Source organism: Telmatobacter bradus (assembly GCF_048629425.1).
In the GTDB taxonomy this organism is placed as follows: Bacteria; Acidobacteriota; Terriglobia; order Terriglobales; family Acidobacteriaceae; genus Telmatobacter; species Telmatobacter bradus.
The window spans coordinates 1527015-1539662 of record NZ_CP184532.1 but is presented as its reverse complement, the minus strand read 5'-3'; the positions used below and the strand labels follow the sequence as shown (position 1 = coordinate 1539662).

Genomic DNA, 12648 nt, shown 5'->3' with positions numbered 1-12648 from the left:
CTGCAATGCACTTGCACAAATCGCATCGAACCGCTGCGGAGTAATCTCCTCAAACGCCTATGCCTTGAGTGCCATTTTCCGCCTCGAAAAAATCGGGCGACTCATTCCTGAGCCGCCCAGGTTGCCCACTTTTAGTAGCCAACAGCCAACGCCCGCTCATGCAACAGCGCATACGGTACGCCCGTCGCTGCGGCAATATGCTGCTTGTCTGCCGCGCTCCAGCTGCGTTCCACCTGTGCCAGCTTCGCGCTGCGCTTGGCAAGTTTGGCGCTTACCTGCGTTGACGTCTGCGCACTCGACACAAACGCGTCAATGGTATGAATCGCGGCATCCAGACTGGCAATCACTACCGTTCCGGTAGCAGCCGAAGTCGGATCGCTCACCTTAGCCACGGCCAACAGCGTGTCCGCATCATTTACCGCCGTATCCACGGCAGCCTCAATATTGCTCCAGGCTGTGGTTTTGCTGGCGCTCGACGTCGCGGCCAGATAATCACTCAGCGGCGTCTCCAGCGCTATCAGGTCAGCCTCTACTGTGCTCAGCGCAGCAGTCACCTTAGCTGTGCTCGTGGAACTCGTCGAGCTACCCACTGCCGAGTAAATCGTGATGGCTTCATTCAGCAAGCTCACCGCCGTCGGCAGATACGTGTCTATTTCGCTCACCACCTGATTCACCTGACTACCAGTGCAGCCCACCAACCCCATCATGCCCGCAGGCAGCAACAGCGCCAGCAGCAGCAACACACCCAGCTTGGTGCCTACGGTCGTTGACGACGGCTGCGTAGGATCCTGCGCAAACAATCCCAACAACGCCGTGGCCAACGCGCCAATCAGCGTCACCACCGTGCCCGTGCCCGCCGTGCCCAGCGTAATTCCCTGCTGGCTCAGCACACCGGCAACCGTCACAACTGCAACCAGCACGCCGGCCACCGACGTCTTCGGATGATTCCAGATATTCGCAAACCAATTCATTTTTTCTTGCGCCTCCATGCGCTCAAAACAACCGGCCACATCCCATAGGAGCTAGTGTTGCCAACCGCCGCAACCGGTGTTTTTTCCCCGCCAGATCTTCCGTGAGGATGTACTTGTTTCGACCGCTGGGAGCCCAGATCTGCACGCCCGGCCCATCGCTCATCAGCGCTGCGCCTTCTTCGTCGCGGCCTATCAAATCCCGCAGATACTTCAACTGCCCTTCCGTGATGCACCGTTCATTTCCAGGCATGCCATTCTGCGCACGCCCAAAGATGTCGGCTATCAGTTCATGCGCCGTCATTAGCGATCCGTGGCAATTCCGGCGCGGCCCTCAATCGTCGAAAGCCGCCCCTCATGGTTCATCAGCGTTTCGCCATGCCTGACGATTTCGCCCTCATGGCGCTTCAGCCATCCGCTCTGGTCCTTCACGCGCTGCGTTAATTGGCCATAGATAAAAACTCCAATGATCAACTGCGCGATAATCGTTCCGGCCAGGCTCCAATATCCGCTCACTCTCGTCCTCGCTCATGCTGATTTTGGGTACACCCTCACGGCCCGGTCGCCAAACTTCGGCGCGCCGCTGCCATCATCCACGCGGCTCGCTGGCCACGGCCACTGCTTTACTTTTTCAATGGCACGCTCAATCGCATCTTCCGGCGCAGGCCTGCGACCGTTTGGTCTTTTTGGCCTGGTCAGCCGCCACTCTTCGCTACGTCCAAGCGTGCGCGACCGCCCACCAAGACCGGCGTTCAGCATCACCTCGCCCAGCGTAATGCTGGTTGAACTCGCGCCGCTCGGCAGTTCCTGATCCGTGCAAATCGAGAGCAGCACCTGGCAACCCAGAAAGTTGCCACGCTCGTCATACACCTCGCGCCAAGCGCCCGCAGCCAAATGCTGCGCAGCTTCCGTCAGCCTCACCTGCCGCACTACGCGCCACCCCAGCGTGGTATCCGCCGGATACACGTCGATGCAGCGCGACCTGTTTTCCAGTCGTCGTTGACTCGCTGTTTTGCCCATCTTTTGATGGGCGCAGAGAAAGGGATTTTCGATCCGCAAAAAACAAGCCTCAGCGGGAGCCGAGGCAGGGGTTAGTTTTATGCAGACACACTACGGCCTACTCTTACTACTACTCACTGTCGTAGAGACCACCGGGCATGCCGATGACGGGAACCACTCTTCCGGCTCCGAAATACATACTACACGAAGAAATCGGCAGAGACCAAAAAAATAAGGGACTTATATACTTACTGAACCTCGCATAATATAGTGACAATGTCGGTCGTGTAGCAGTAAGCTATCAGGCATGACACGATCCAATGCGCCACGACGTGACTTCGCAGCCCTGCAAGAACGCCGCCGCCGCGCCGCGCGTCTGTTTGCCGCCGGCAAGCGTTCACAGGCAGAGATCGCCCGTGAACTCCTCATCAGCCGTCAAAGCGTGAGCCGATGGTTCGAGGCTTGGCGTCAGGATAAGCCGGGTTGGATTCGCGGGGCGGGGCGGGCAGGTCGTCGGCCGAAACTGGATGGGGCGCAACTCAAGCAGGTGGACAAGGCGTTGCGTCAAGGCGCGCAGGCCCATGGTTTCGGAACCGATCTGTGGACATTGCCCCGTGTGGCGGCAGTAATCGAACGGACCACGGGCGTTCACTATCATCCCGGCCATGTATGGAAGATTCTTGCCGCTCTTGAGTGGAGTCTGCAACGGCCGGCCAAGCGAGCGCGGGAACGCAATGACGAAGGTCGGCGGCTGTGGATGGCGAAGCGGTGGCCGGCAATAAAAAAAACGCCCGGCGGCGAAGAGCCTGGATTCTCTTCCAGGACGAAAGCGGAGTCTCGGAGCGGCCGCCGGTAAGACGGACTTGGGCGCCGAAGGGAGAGACTCCGGTGTTGGTTTATGCCTTCAACTGGAAGAAGCTGTCGATCAGCGCGGCACTGGGCTATCGCTGGGACGGCAAGCGATGCCGGTTGTGGTTTCAGACCCGGCCAGGCAGCTACAACGACGAACGGCTGACCGTCTTTTTGCGTGATCTGAAGAAACACTTGCGCGGGCAGAAGGTGATTCTGATCTGGGATGGACTGCCTGCACACAAAAGCAGGAAGATGAAGCAGTATCTGGAGAGCCAGCGTAGTTGGCTGCAGGTAGAGACGCTGCCAGGTTATTCTCCTGATCTGAATCCGGTAGAGGACTTATGGAGCAACATCAAAGGTCAGGAATTGGCCAACCGATGTGTTGCCGGACTTGGCGAGGCTGAAGACGGTGTGCGCAGCGGCATGGAGAGAGTGCGCCAATCCATACTGCCGTTTTCTTTCCTGCACCACGCGGGACTCTTTTTTTGATCTATCGTGTCACCATATTACGCGAGACTCAGTAAGTCCCTTTCGCGACGGTGCCTAGGCCACATGCCTAGCAATGAATTGCGAGTAAGCCGGTGGAATGGCCTGGCTGAGTGTCTTCATGCTCATCCAGTCAATCCCCATCGCTTCCCGCGCCTGACACACCGTGAATGTTTCCCTGACCAGGTTGCGCACGGTGTTTGTTTGCGGAGTGCTTCCGGTAATCGTGATCGATCGAGGCCGCACGTTATCGACCGGCGTATGTCCGCATACTGTCAAAACCCTTGGAGCCGTGAAGTGTCCACCCTTGCCGCAGACCCACAGGGACGGCACGTATCCGTGTTGGCAGCACGGGCGCAGTGGAATAGAAAATGAAGTTTCAAAAATGCGATGCCGACGAAGCTCCGCACGTCCGTCTTTAGTGCGTAAACCGAACATCGTCCCGCAAAGCATGATGAGGTATCCAGACTCGCCAAGCGGTGCGTCTTCCACGTTTTCAATGCAATATGGAACGCCTGAAGCGATAAGTCTCGATCGCGTGGCCGGGATCAGGTTCGGTCTCTCTTTCTTGTGCAAATGGCGAAGCCTCGAAAACGCCTGGCACGGTGGACTCGCCCAAATGAAATCGAACCCCTCAAGCGGAAATTCCAGCGCGTCTCCCTGGATGAATTTGAACGGGTAGTGCGGCTGAGGGTTGATATCAACCCCCGTCACGTCGTAACCCGCCCGATGCAAACCCATCGAGGCCCCGCCCGCGCAGCAAAACAAGTCAAGTGCTTTTTTCATCATTTCCCCAGGCACCGTAGTGCCTATTCAACGTTACCGTTGCCTGATCTGTTTTCGCGCCCGCCTAAACTCCCCCAAAAACGGTCGCTTGTATAGGTTGTTGTGCTCGAAAGCGGATCTCGACCACATGCACGACACGTCGCTCGTAAGGAGTTCGACACCTGTGAATGTTGAATTATGCTCTCCTTCATATGGCCAGACGTGAACAATGCAATCTCCCATCTTGGACACTTGAATCGATCCGACCTTTGGATATTCACTCATGAAAACAGCCTCACGACATTACTTCTTTTCAGGCATGGAAAGCGCACACCTGACAGCCTCAACAGGCCAGTGACAACCTTCATCGCCGACGAGACCCGCGCCCTCCGCAGCTTCCATGTAGGGCAACACGCCCTCCAGCGCCTCCCGCATCTCGTCGCGCTCATTGCGTATACACGCAATGCAGTTGTCAAACGGGATCAACTCGTTGCGCGAATCCAAAGAGGCATGAACCGGACAGAGAAGGTCAGCCAAACTCTGCGCTTGCGTCTCTTTCGCAACTAGCTCATCGATGCGCTGGAGAAAGTTACATCGTGCAGTTGGGCGGCCCTCGACCGACCCGCCCAATCGAAGTACAGCCATTTCTAGCGTTGCGTCCTGCATCGTATGTGGCCGCCTGTTCCACGCGATGATCGCGGTCTCGCGTGTCGGATGAACGGCATGTTGCGACATTTGGCAGGTCATATCCATTTCGCAGGAAACAAACCAATCATCCCCGGCAAGGCAGTTCACTTCCAAGCTCTCAGTGCGTCCGCAGAACGGGCACGGTTTCAGTTCTTCATCCATTTCAGTCCTTTCTCCGGGCACCGCAGTGCCTATTCAGCAACATCAGGCTACCCTCACCAGCTGTGCCAACTGCATCATCCTGCACACTGACGCATTGCTCTCATGCGCCATCGCCACACGCGCCTCTGGTGTCCACACAACTTCCGCATCGCGCAGCGCAGCACACCGCTCTGCACGATAGTCAAAGCGTTGCGGATCGTCTACCAGCCACTGCGCAAAAGCCATCTCCTGCCCGGCGTCGTCCACCGGTTTACGCTGCTCCAGCGATCCGCGCAGCATCGTTCCAACCACCACAAATCTCAGCATCGCTCCCTCCAGAAACATCCCGGTCACTACGCATCGTGCGATCCTCTTCCGGTAACATCAGTTACGCCGCCTGCTGTTTGCCGTTGAATGAATCGATCTTGCCCACCACTTCCGCACAGAGCTGTTCCAGCCGCACGCGCATCTCTTCCGGCATCTGGCGGCCAACGCGCTTGCGTGCCACAGCCATCACCGCACTCTGCAAGTGCTTCTCCGGCCCTCCCGCGCGGGCTTCCCGCATGGCCTTCGCGCGGCAGGCCTTGCAGTAGCGCTGGCTTTCAGCGCGCTCGTTTTCGCAACCCTTCTTACTGCACACCGTCGATGCTTCCCGGAATTTCATCGTGCCTCTTCTCCTCTCACTTCTCTGTTTCACGTGAAACTTTTTTGTTCTACGTGGAACTGTTAAAGGTCATGCCGCATTACCGCCGAAGGAGCGCATAATCCCACGGCCACTTTCTCTCATCCGCCCACAAACCAAGCTCAAAGAACTTGACCGGACCACACGGAAACCGCATCAGGTGCGCATTTTTCGTAAACTTCCTTACCGACGCCACCATACGTTCCGCCACTGTGCCCAATGCCTCGCCACGCTTTACGCGATCACGCAACACCGCATCGATCACACGCGCAATGCCGCGCCCTCGCCGGTGCTCTTGGTAATCGCATTCACCCATAACCCAGATCCGCGCCGCCGTCACGTCCGCGAAGCTGCGTTCAGGCTTCTCCTGCACCTTCTGCGCTTCAGCCCGATGCCGCACATTCTCTTCGCGGTAGAAGCGCTCGAACTCGCCCCGCATGGCAGGCTGGCAAATCTCCAGGTGTTCCAGCTGCTCCTGCGTGAACTCGTACTCCTGAGGGACTACAGCGTCTTCGCTCTTTACCGCCAGCTCCCCCTCGGTCACGAGGGGGTTAGGGGGGGTAGTCGTTTTTGCAGTCTTGCTTTCTTGCTTAATAGAGGGTGTCGCTCCTAGTGCGACAGATGTGTCGCTCGGAGCGACAGAACTGTCGCACTTTACCTCAGGCGCAAAAAAATTCAGACCCTCTGAACTGTCGCTCTGAGCGGCAGTTTCCGTGCCTTTTTTGCGCGCCAACCGTGCCCGCAGCGCACGCACACTCACGCACAATTCCTCAACCCGCGCCTTAGGCAACTGAAAGCTCCCCAGCTCACGGCAATACTCGCCACCCTCGCGCACCACCAGGTCCTTCACGTCCACCAGCGCGTATCGCCCCGCCGTCCTGCCGCCCACCTCTGCCCGTAGCAGGCCCACGTGCGTCAACACCTGCAAGCACCGCCACACCGTGTCCACACTCTTGCTGCACCACTCAGCCATCTCACGCAAACCCACCCGCGTATCGCCGCCGCGCCGCTTGGGCGAAACAATCCACGCGCCATGCGCATACCGCGCAATGCGGCAATACACCCAGACTGCATCCGCGCCCACAATCGGCTGATACACGTCGGCCAGTTCGTTATCCACCCAGAAGTGGCACGCCTTCCGATCGTTGCGCAGCCCCGAAATATTCTCTGAAAAATTCACAGTGCTTTCCCGTGCGTCTGGCAGATCAATCTCCGCCGCCGCTCTCTCTTCCTGCTTTGTGTTCTGCTACGCCAGCAGCGCTGCCTTCAGGCCGCCAGAAAGCCATGCCACCCGCTGCGCATGGCTCATACGCATATATGCGCGATCAAGCTGATCAGGACTAAACCCCACTGTGATGCACACCTCACATAGCTCGTAAGGATGCGCTGCACACTCAATAAGAGTCTCCGGGGCTTTCTGATGATCCATTCCCGCCGCTACCGATGGGCCTCCGTTCTTCGGCACAAGCTTTTTCACCACGCTCTTCTCTACACCCTTGTTCGCCGCCACCTTCACACCGTCCTGCGGCGCGTTTTTGTACGCATGCCGCTTGGTGCAATACTTCCGGCCGCCATATGCCATGCAGCCGCACCCTTCAGCCGCACACGTCCCACCATCCTCTTTTTTCACCGCCTTCACCTTTCTTCCCACCTCAGCCGCCCGCACGGCCACTGCTCCGCGCCGCGCCTTTTGCCCATCCGGCGTTACTCCCGCAGCCTGCATTGGATTCACGCGCCGTCCTTCAAACCACATGCGATTCGACAACTCCGGCGGCGCAGGCACATCCTTCACCACCCGCGCCAGGCCAAGCTCCTCAGGCGTGCGCGTAACCACCGCGCCCGCATCGCTCTCAAACACAATCTCGCCGTACTCGTCCCCTCGCGCACCGCGCCCGCGCAGCGCACCACCACGCACGGCCTTTCGTTGGCGCAGTCCAGGCACAGCGGCTCCACACCCACCACCTCATCCACCTCGCCGCGCGTGACCGCCGCGCACCTGTGCCCCATCCGCCAGCACGCCCCGCACTCCGTCCCCACTCGCGTCATCCCTCTTGCTCCAACGTGCGTGCCGCCTGTTCAATCTCCCGCGCCCACTTGCGCAGCAGTGGGGAGCTGGGAGGCATTGGCTCATTGGCAAAACACCGCATCCGCTCCACAATCGCCTCCAACTGCCGCCTCTGCTTACTCTTCGCCATCGCCTACCTCCTACTCATGCAACGGATCCAGCACCACCCGCGCCCCGGGCCGCTTCTCTGCACGTGCTGCCGGCAGATCTCGCGCCAAGTCAGCCACGCGCTCGGCCACCAAACTCTGCGCATCCGCCGGGGCCAGATCCGGATCGGCAGCCAGAGCAGCATCATCGCGCCGCACCACCACCACCGCTAACGCCCCGCTGCGCTTCCGCAGCCAATCGGCATAGGCAACAATGGTTCCCGTCTTGCGCCAATCCGGACCTTTGCCCATAACTACCTCCGCGGCGCTTCGCGATCCGGCCCATTAACTACCGTTGCGCGGCGGCCAGGGTGTCATCGCTGGCCTGCTACATTGCCCTGGCTTGAGCTTTGGTCTGTGGAGTTATTCAGCCACTACAAACGCATCCCTAGTGGGAGTGCCAGCCTTTCGCTCGATCCCTCACTCGGCCCCGCCGCGCCTCTTTCACGCTTGCGCGTGAATCTCGTTACGCCAGAATCTTTGCTTCCGGCAGCTTCTTGGCCAGATACTTTTCAATTGCTCGCACGGTGTCCAGCTTCCACTTCTCATCGATCTGGAAAAGTGCAATGTATGGAAGTTCATCCTTGGCTGCCTTCATGCGCAGCAGGAACTTGCTCTCCACCGGATTCACATCGCGGAAGCTACGCCAGGGGATCAGCGAGACGCCCTCGGAGGGCAGCGTGATCTGCGCCTTTGAAAGCGTTCCAGCGGTGGCCGTGACCTTTTGCGACATACCATCATCGGCAATCGACACACTAGACCCGGCTTCCACCGTCGAGCACAGCTGCACCACCTTCATGGCCTCGCCATCAAGGAAGAAGCTGGCACGGAAATCAATCAGGAATTTCTCAGGGGTGTAGTAGGTATCCAGCTTGAACGGCGTCTCGCCCAGATGCCTGGCCACGATGTGAACGGCGCGGCGGCCAAACTTGTCCGGAGTAATATCCTTGACCACCACCTGGAACGGACTCTCCACATGGATCACAACCTTCTCCGGGTTGAGGCCATTGATCTTTGCCGTATATGCCGCAGCCAAAGCATCAAGGGTCGCAACACCAAGATCCTCTTGCCGAAAGGCCATGTCAGGGATCTTGACCACTTCACCCAGTGTTCCGTCTGCATTCACGCGGTACGGTGATTCATGCACATGCACAATTTGCGGGTTTTTCGGAGTCTGTAAATTCGTCAAAAACTCCAGAGCTTCCTTAATCACAAGCACCTTCTCTCCGCGTTCGGCGCGGAACCGGTTTTATAGCGAAACCAAAGTTGATACACCTAGAAACCACTGCGCTCTAGTTTCCGCTGCGAAATTCCAGCGGCTTCACTTCCTTCACCTTCGGTGCCTGCCACAGAGACATCTGGCGCGGATCACGATCGAATGCAATCAACGTCCCTCCATCCGTGCACCCCAGAAAGATCTCCGACTTGTGCGTCTCAATTGCAGCCAGCTTGCAACTGCACTTGAACTCGGTTTCGATCTTTACGCGGTCAGAGTGCGGCTTAAGCACAAGCTCCAGCGTCACCCGCCGCGCTGCTGTTGCCGGCGTATTCAAATCAGCGATGTTATCCAGGGCCTTCTGCAACTCAATCTCAAAACCCTGCACCATCGCGCCTTCGTTGATGTTGCCGATATTGATTGGGATCAGCTCTTCGCTGGCCGCATTCTTCTCCATCACATCCCCCTTCCAAACCACATCGAAAACAGCTCAATCCAGAACGAGCGCGAATCCCAGAGCAGCCAGCACCACACGCCCACCACCGTCAGCGCACAGATCCAGTCGGACGCACTGCGCCGCTTCCGCGCCTTCACCTGCATGCCCAGAGCAGTCAGCGCGATCATCTCCTCGATGCACTGGGTGCAGTACCGTCCATTCAGAGCGACATTCGAGCAGCCCGGCACATCACACTGGTGAGTGCATGCCATCACGAGTAGCTCACTCATGCCGCACGCCCTTTCACCTTCCGCCGCCGTCCGCGAATCATTGCGTGGATCTCGGCCGGGCTCTTCTTCCTGCTGGCCGCCTTGGCAGACCGCCGCGCATCGCGCAGCCGGTTTTCCTCCCGCCCCATGCAGCTCGGGTTAGTGCACACCGTGCGCGCACTATCCAACCACCCGCATGTGTCGCCATCGCCCAGGCGGCAGCTGTCGCCCTCGCATCCGCAGTATCTGCACACACCAGCAATCACCGGCACTTCGCACCACCTTCCACCGCCGCGCCTTCGCTCTCGGCCACCTTCGCGCAGCGATGCGTGTAAAGTATGTGGCCCTTGCCCGTCGGACTCATGCCCACCGCCTGACTCAACGTGAGCGTCGTCAGTTCGACCTCCGCCTCAGGCCTTTGCTGCTCATCCCACTCGTCATCCACAGCACCGCACTGCAGGCAATAACGCCGATTAAGCCCGTGCAGACGAACCCCTTCGTCCGCACGGCCCGCTCCCTCGCCCTGCGCCTCCCCCTTTCGCGTGGTGTTGTTGGACTCTAAACTCTGGATAATTTCGAGCACGCGGCCCGTACGGCAGGTAATAGCGTGCTGTATCTTCCGGCCAGGGCGCGAGGACATCTGGCACTCACGGCACCAGGCCTGTATCTGCTCGAAACTGGCGCTGCCCGGTGCCGGAGGAGCAACGACCAGATTGCGCCGCGCAAGATCGCTGGCCGCAAACAGCAGCTGCACCATCAGCGCCTGCTGCAAAGCCTCTGCCGCCGCGTCCCGAATTGCGGGATGATTGGCCACACAAGGCGCGGGAGTCACATACCCGCCCAGCGTCTCTGGGAACTGCCTCAGCAGCCGCGCATTCTCGCAAGCGGCCTCATGCGCCAGCCCAATCCCCGGCAAATCCACGCCAGTGCAGCACGTTTCAGATTTTGATTTTGAAATCAGCCGATCCACAATTCCCCCTCCGTGTTTTCATTCACTATACATAATTAATAGTAATAACGAACGAAGATTATCCTGCCTGAAATTGCCAGTCAAGGGGAAAATTTCAAAATAATTCTGTTTTTTACAATTTACATGTGTTAAATAATTAATCGAGGTTAGCCATAATGAACAAGAAAGATACCAGTAGTACTGAACTACCCACGACACTGACGCCCAAAGAAGTAGCCCAGCTCCTCCTCATCTCCGAGGAGTCTCTAGCCAATCGCAGATCCCAAGGACGCGGTCCCATATACCGAAAGTTAGGGAACCGCGTTCTCTACTTTGAGTGCGACGTAATTGCCTACCTGAACAGCCTTCCAACCATTCACCCAGCCGTGTAAAGGAGCGATTCATGTCTGTTTTTAAAGTCGAGAAAAGCCCTTTTTACCAATACGATTTCAAGATCGCTGGAAAGCGCTATCGAGGTACAACCGAGGAGCGTTCAAAGGGAAGGGCACAATCCGTTGAAGCAATGGAGCGATCCAAGGTGCTTAGCGGAAAAGTAAACCCGCGTAGCCGCAAATCTCCCACGCTTGCCCAGATCGCCCCCCTATTCCTAGCTGAGCAGGAAGCGGCGTACGCTGCCGGAAACAAGGCATACCAGACACTGCGAAACCTAAAACATGGGTGGGATCAGCTCAGGGACACGCCAGTAGCGGCGATGCGCATTGACACCATTACGAAGGGGACCGCGAGCACTCTGAAGTTTCGCGGCGGAGCGTGGGAAGCGCGAGGCTGCCAGTCTACCCTGAGCCGAATGCTGCACTGGGCAGCCGACAATGGCTATTTGGCCGCCGCGCCGCGCATCGGACGCACCAAGGCTGCAAACCGAGAACTCCGGATCTCCAAGCAGATCGAAACATTGTTGCTGAAAAATATGGATGACGATTGCGCCGACGTATTCCAGATCATGCTTGACTGCGGAATGAGGCCTGAAGAAGTGTTAAAAATGCGCTGGGAAAATGTGGCGTGGGATCGAGATGAGATATTTATCCCCCGAGGGAAAACCCCTGAGTCGCGCCGCTTTGTCCCAATGTCCTCAAGAATGCGCCAGCTGCTCACTGTACGGCGCAACAATGGAAGCCTATGGGTTTTCCCAACCCCGACGTTCATCGACGGTGCCACGCAGCGCAGGGCGCTGGATATGTTCGCCACTGGAGCCAGTATCCGGGCCGTGAGTCTGGAACTAGAGATCAGCTGGCCACTAGCTAAAGCGATCAGCGAGGGAAAGCAGCCGAAGCGCAAGTCATCTGTCGATCACCGGGTGAACGTATCCAAGCAATGGGAATCTGCTCGGGAAGCATCCTGTCTTCCAGAGAAGTATGTTCTCTACTGCGCACGGCACGAGTTCGCTACCAGCTTCCTTGAGCACGGCGGTGACCTGGCCACGCTCAAGAAGATCATGGGACACACGTCGATCAGCACTACCGAGAAATACCTGCACATGATCGTCGATCAGAGGGCACGACAGATTATCGATCGACGTAACAACGGCACGAAATTGGAAATTGTGGAGAGATTGGCATGAGTGAAAAGGAAGAACAGAAAAAATTCATCCCCAGAATTGTCCCCAGACAGGAGTTTTTTGGAAGGCTATTTTTGGTATGTAACTCTTTTATTTTCTATTGGCTGCCCCCCAGGGAGTCGAACCCCGATATGCCGCTCCAGAGGCGGCTGTCCTACCATTGAACGAGGGGGCAGCATTTGTCTTAGCGGCTCTTGGTGTGTTTCAACCGCCGACTTTTCAAATATAAACGGGATCGGGGCCTGGGTCAAACTTCTTGATTTTCCCCTGTTTTTACTAGATTTTTCTCCATCTCCTTCCGATATGACCTATGAAGTGTGCCAATTTTTCCACAGATTGACTCTGTTGCGTCGCCTGATCCCCTCGTGGCTCTCGCCTATCAACTGTTTTGGCGAGTTATTCGTCCAACCA

Annotated in this window: 20 protein-coding genes and 1 tRNA gene; 4 read left to right on the top strand and 17 right to left on the bottom strand. The window is 57.6% G+C overall.

What is annotated here, in order from left to right; translation table 11 throughout:
• Positions 1–131: 131 nt before the first annotated feature.
• Genes ACOBR2_RS06610 through ACOBR2_RS06595 form a run of 4 tightly spaced genes read right to left on the bottom strand, consistent with a single transcriptional unit; the run spans position 132 to position 1988 of the window.
• Entirely contained in the window at positions 132–971 is an 840-nt protein-coding gene (locus ACOBR2_RS06610; RefSeq protein ID WP_420239246.1) for a hypothetical protein, read from the bottom strand.
• A gap of 22 nt (positions 972–993) precedes the next feature.
• Positions 994–1272, bottom strand: coding sequence for a hypothetical protein (locus ACOBR2_RS06605; RefSeq protein ID WP_420239245.1), 279 nt, complete (start codon positions 1270–1272; stop codon positions 994–996).
• Positions 1272–1484, bottom strand: a complete 213-nt coding sequence (locus tag ACOBR2_RS06600; RefSeq protein WP_420239244.1) for a hypothetical protein — start codon at positions 1482–1484, stop codon at positions 1272–1274. Before ACOBR2_RS06600 ends, ACOBR2_RS06605 begins: the two co-directional genes overlap by 1 nt.
• Before the next feature lie 12 nt (positions 1485–1496).
• Positions 1497–1988: a hypothetical protein gene (locus ACOBR2_RS06595; RefSeq protein WP_420239243.1), complete on the bottom strand. Its 492-nt coding sequence runs from the start codon at positions 1986–1988 to the stop codon at positions 1497–1499.
• Positions 1989–2274: 286 nt separating this feature from the next.
• On the opposite strand from ACOBR2_RS06595, the gene ACOBR2_RS06590 reads away from it, so the two are divergent.
• Both ACOBR2_RS06590 and ACOBR2_RS06585 read left to right on the top strand, forming a co-directional pair.
• On the top strand, positions 2275–2823 hold the full coding sequence (locus ACOBR2_RS06590) for a winged helix-turn-helix domain-containing protein (RefSeq protein WP_420236305.1): 549 nt from the start codon (positions 2275–2277) through the stop codon (positions 2821–2823).
• On the top strand, positions 2721–3308 hold the full coding sequence (locus tag ACOBR2_RS06585; RefSeq protein WP_420238307.1) for an IS630 family transposase: 588 nt from the start codon (positions 2721–2723) through the stop codon (positions 3306–3308). Before ACOBR2_RS06590 ends, ACOBR2_RS06585 begins: the two co-directional genes overlap by 103 nt.
• A 54-nt stretch (positions 3309–3362) precedes the next feature.
• On the opposite strand, the gene ACOBR2_RS06580 is transcribed toward ACOBR2_RS06585, so the two are convergent.
• The 12 genes from ACOBR2_RS06580 to ACOBR2_RS06525 all read right to left on the bottom strand — a co-directional run bounded on the left by ACOBR2_RS06580 (position 3363) and on the right by ACOBR2_RS06525 (position 10682).
• The gene (locus tag ACOBR2_RS06580; protein WP_420239242.1) at positions 3363–4094 is read right to left on the bottom strand and encodes a DNA cytosine methyltransferase; all 732 of its coding nucleotides are present in this window, start codon (positions 4092–4094) and stop codon (positions 3363–3365) included.
• A 279-nt stretch (positions 4095–4373) separates the two neighbouring features.
• Positions 4374–4919 carry a Lar family restriction alleviation protein gene (locus ACOBR2_RS06575; RefSeq protein ID WP_420239241.1) on the bottom strand — a complete coding sequence of 182 codons (546 nt, stop codon included), beginning with the start codon at positions 4917–4919 and terminating at the stop codon, positions 4374–4376.
• A gap of 42 nt (positions 4920–4961) precedes the next feature.
• Entirely contained in the window at positions 4962–5225 is a 264-nt protein-coding gene (locus ACOBR2_RS06570; RefSeq protein WP_420239240.1) for a hypothetical protein, read from the bottom strand.
• Positions 5226–5286: 61 nt separating this feature from the next.
• Entirely contained in the window at positions 5287–5562 is a 276-nt protein-coding gene (locus ACOBR2_RS06565) for a hypothetical protein (protein WP_420239239.1), read from the bottom strand.
• Positions 5563–5641: 79 nt separating this feature from the next.
• A complete protein-coding gene (locus ACOBR2_RS06560; RefSeq protein ID WP_420239238.1) occupies positions 5642–6760 on the bottom strand; it encodes a hypothetical protein in 1119 nt (372 codons plus the stop codon).
• Between the two features lie 66 nt (positions 6761–6826).
• Positions 6827–7522 carry a hypothetical protein gene (locus ACOBR2_RS06555; RefSeq protein ID WP_420239237.1) on the bottom strand — a complete coding sequence of 232 codons (696 nt, stop codon included), beginning with the start codon at positions 7520–7522 and terminating at the stop codon, positions 6827–6829.
• A gap of 100 nt (positions 7523–7622) precedes the next feature.
• Positions 7623–7775 carry a hypothetical protein gene (locus tag ACOBR2_RS06550; RefSeq protein WP_420239236.1) on the bottom strand — a complete coding sequence of 51 codons (153 nt, stop codon included), beginning with the start codon at positions 7773–7775 and terminating at the stop codon, positions 7623–7625.
• A gap of 10 nt (positions 7776–7785) precedes the next feature.
• The gene (locus ACOBR2_RS06545; protein ID WP_420239235.1) at positions 7786–8043 is read right to left on the bottom strand and encodes a hypothetical protein; all 258 of its coding nucleotides are present in this window, start codon (positions 8041–8043) and stop codon (positions 7786–7788) included.
• Positions 8044–8257: 214 nt separating this feature from the next.
• Positions 8258–9010 carry a hypothetical protein gene (locus ACOBR2_RS06540; RefSeq protein WP_420239234.1) on the bottom strand — a complete coding sequence of 251 codons (753 nt, stop codon included), beginning with the start codon at positions 9008–9010 and terminating at the stop codon, positions 8258–8260.
• Between the two features lie 73 nt (positions 9011–9083).
• Positions 9084–9467 (bottom strand): hypothetical protein, encoded by a 384-nt coding sequence (locus tag ACOBR2_RS06535; protein ID WP_420239233.1) that lies wholly within the window; start codon positions 9465–9467, stop codon positions 9084–9086.
• Positions 9464–9733, bottom strand: a complete 270-nt coding sequence (locus tag ACOBR2_RS06530; RefSeq protein ID WP_420239232.1) for a hypothetical protein — start codon at positions 9731–9733, stop codon at positions 9464–9466. Before ACOBR2_RS06530 ends, ACOBR2_RS06535 begins: the two co-directional genes overlap by 4 nt.
• A 241-nt stretch (positions 9734–9974) precedes the next feature.
• Positions 9975–10682 (bottom strand): hypothetical protein, encoded by a 708-nt coding sequence (locus ACOBR2_RS06525; RefSeq protein ID WP_420239231.1) that lies wholly within the window; start codon positions 10680–10682, stop codon positions 9975–9977.
• 155 nt (positions 10683–10837) lie between these two features.
• Here ACOBR2_RS06525 and ACOBR2_RS06520 point away from each other — a divergent pair, with 155 nt between their 5' ends.
• Together ACOBR2_RS06520 and ACOBR2_RS06515 are read left to right on the top strand one after the other, a co-directional pair.
• Positions 10838–11053 carry a helix-turn-helix transcriptional regulator gene (locus tag ACOBR2_RS06520; RefSeq protein ID WP_420239230.1) on the top strand — a complete coding sequence of 72 codons (216 nt, stop codon included), beginning with the start codon at positions 10838–10840 and terminating at the stop codon, positions 11051–11053.
• An 11-nt stretch (positions 11054–11064) separates the two neighbouring features.
• A complete protein-coding gene (locus tag ACOBR2_RS06515; RefSeq protein ID WP_420239229.1) occupies positions 11065–12240 on the top strand; it encodes a tyrosine-type recombinase/integrase in 1176 nt (391 codons plus the stop codon).
• A 98-nt stretch (positions 12241–12338) separates the two neighbouring features.
• Here ACOBR2_RS06515 and ACOBR2_RS06510 read toward each other — a convergent pair.
• Positions 12339–12412 (bottom strand) — tRNA-Gln (locus ACOBR2_RS06510).
• Positions 12413–12648: the final 236 nt, after the last annotated feature.

Excerpts from the sequence above, each read along its gene's own strand:
- ACOBR2_RS06595 (WP_420239243.1), bottom strand. The coding sequence starts at position 1,988 with ATGGGCAAAACAGCGAGTCAACGACGACTGGAAAACAGGTCGCGCTGC.
- ACOBR2_RS06610 (WP_420239246.1), bottom strand. The coding sequence starts at position 971 with ATGAATTGGTTTGCGAATATCTGGAATCATCCGAAGACGTCGGTGGCC.
- ACOBR2_RS06530 (WP_420239232.1), bottom strand. The coding sequence starts at position 9,733 with ATGAGTGAGCTACTCGTGATGGCATGCACTCACCAGTGTGATGTGCCG.
- ACOBR2_RS06590 (WP_420236305.1), top strand. The coding sequence starts at position 2,275 with ATGACACGATCCAATGCGCCACGACGTGACTTCGCAGCCCTGCAAGAA.
- ACOBR2_RS06515 (WP_420239229.1), top strand. The coding sequence starts at position 11,065 with ATGTCTGTTTTTAAAGTCGAGAAAAGCCCTTTTTACCAATACGATTTC.
- ACOBR2_RS06550 (WP_420239236.1), bottom strand. The coding sequence starts at position 7,775 with ATGGCGAAGAGTAAGCAGAGGCGGCAGTTGGAGGCGATTGTGGAGCGG.
- ACOBR2_RS06565 (WP_420239239.1), bottom strand. The coding sequence starts at position 5,562 with ATGAAATTCCGGGAAGCATCGACGGTGTGCAGTAAGAAGGGTTGCGAA.
- ACOBR2_RS06545 (WP_420239235.1), bottom strand. The coding sequence starts at position 8,043 with ATGGGCAAAGGTCCGGATTGGCGCAAGACGGGAACCATTGTTGCCTAT.
- ACOBR2_RS06520 (WP_420239230.1), top strand. The coding sequence starts at position 10,838 with ATGAACAAGAAAGATACCAGTAGTACTGAACTACCCACGACACTGACG.
- ACOBR2_RS06575 (WP_420239241.1), bottom strand. The coding sequence starts at position 4,919 with ATGGATGAAGAACTGAAACCGTGCCCGTTCTGCGGACGCACTGAGAGC.
- ACOBR2_RS06570 (WP_420239240.1), bottom strand. The coding sequence starts at position 5,225 with ATGCTGAGATTTGTGGTGGTTGGAACGATGCTGCGCGGATCGCTGGAG.
- ACOBR2_RS06580 (WP_420239242.1), bottom strand. The coding sequence starts at position 4,094 with ATGATGAAAAAAGCACTTGACTTGTTTTGCTGCGCGGGCGGGGCCTCG.
- ACOBR2_RS06605 (WP_420239245.1), bottom strand. The coding sequence starts at position 1,272 with ATGACGGCGCATGAACTGATAGCCGACATCTTTGGGCGTGCGCAGAAT.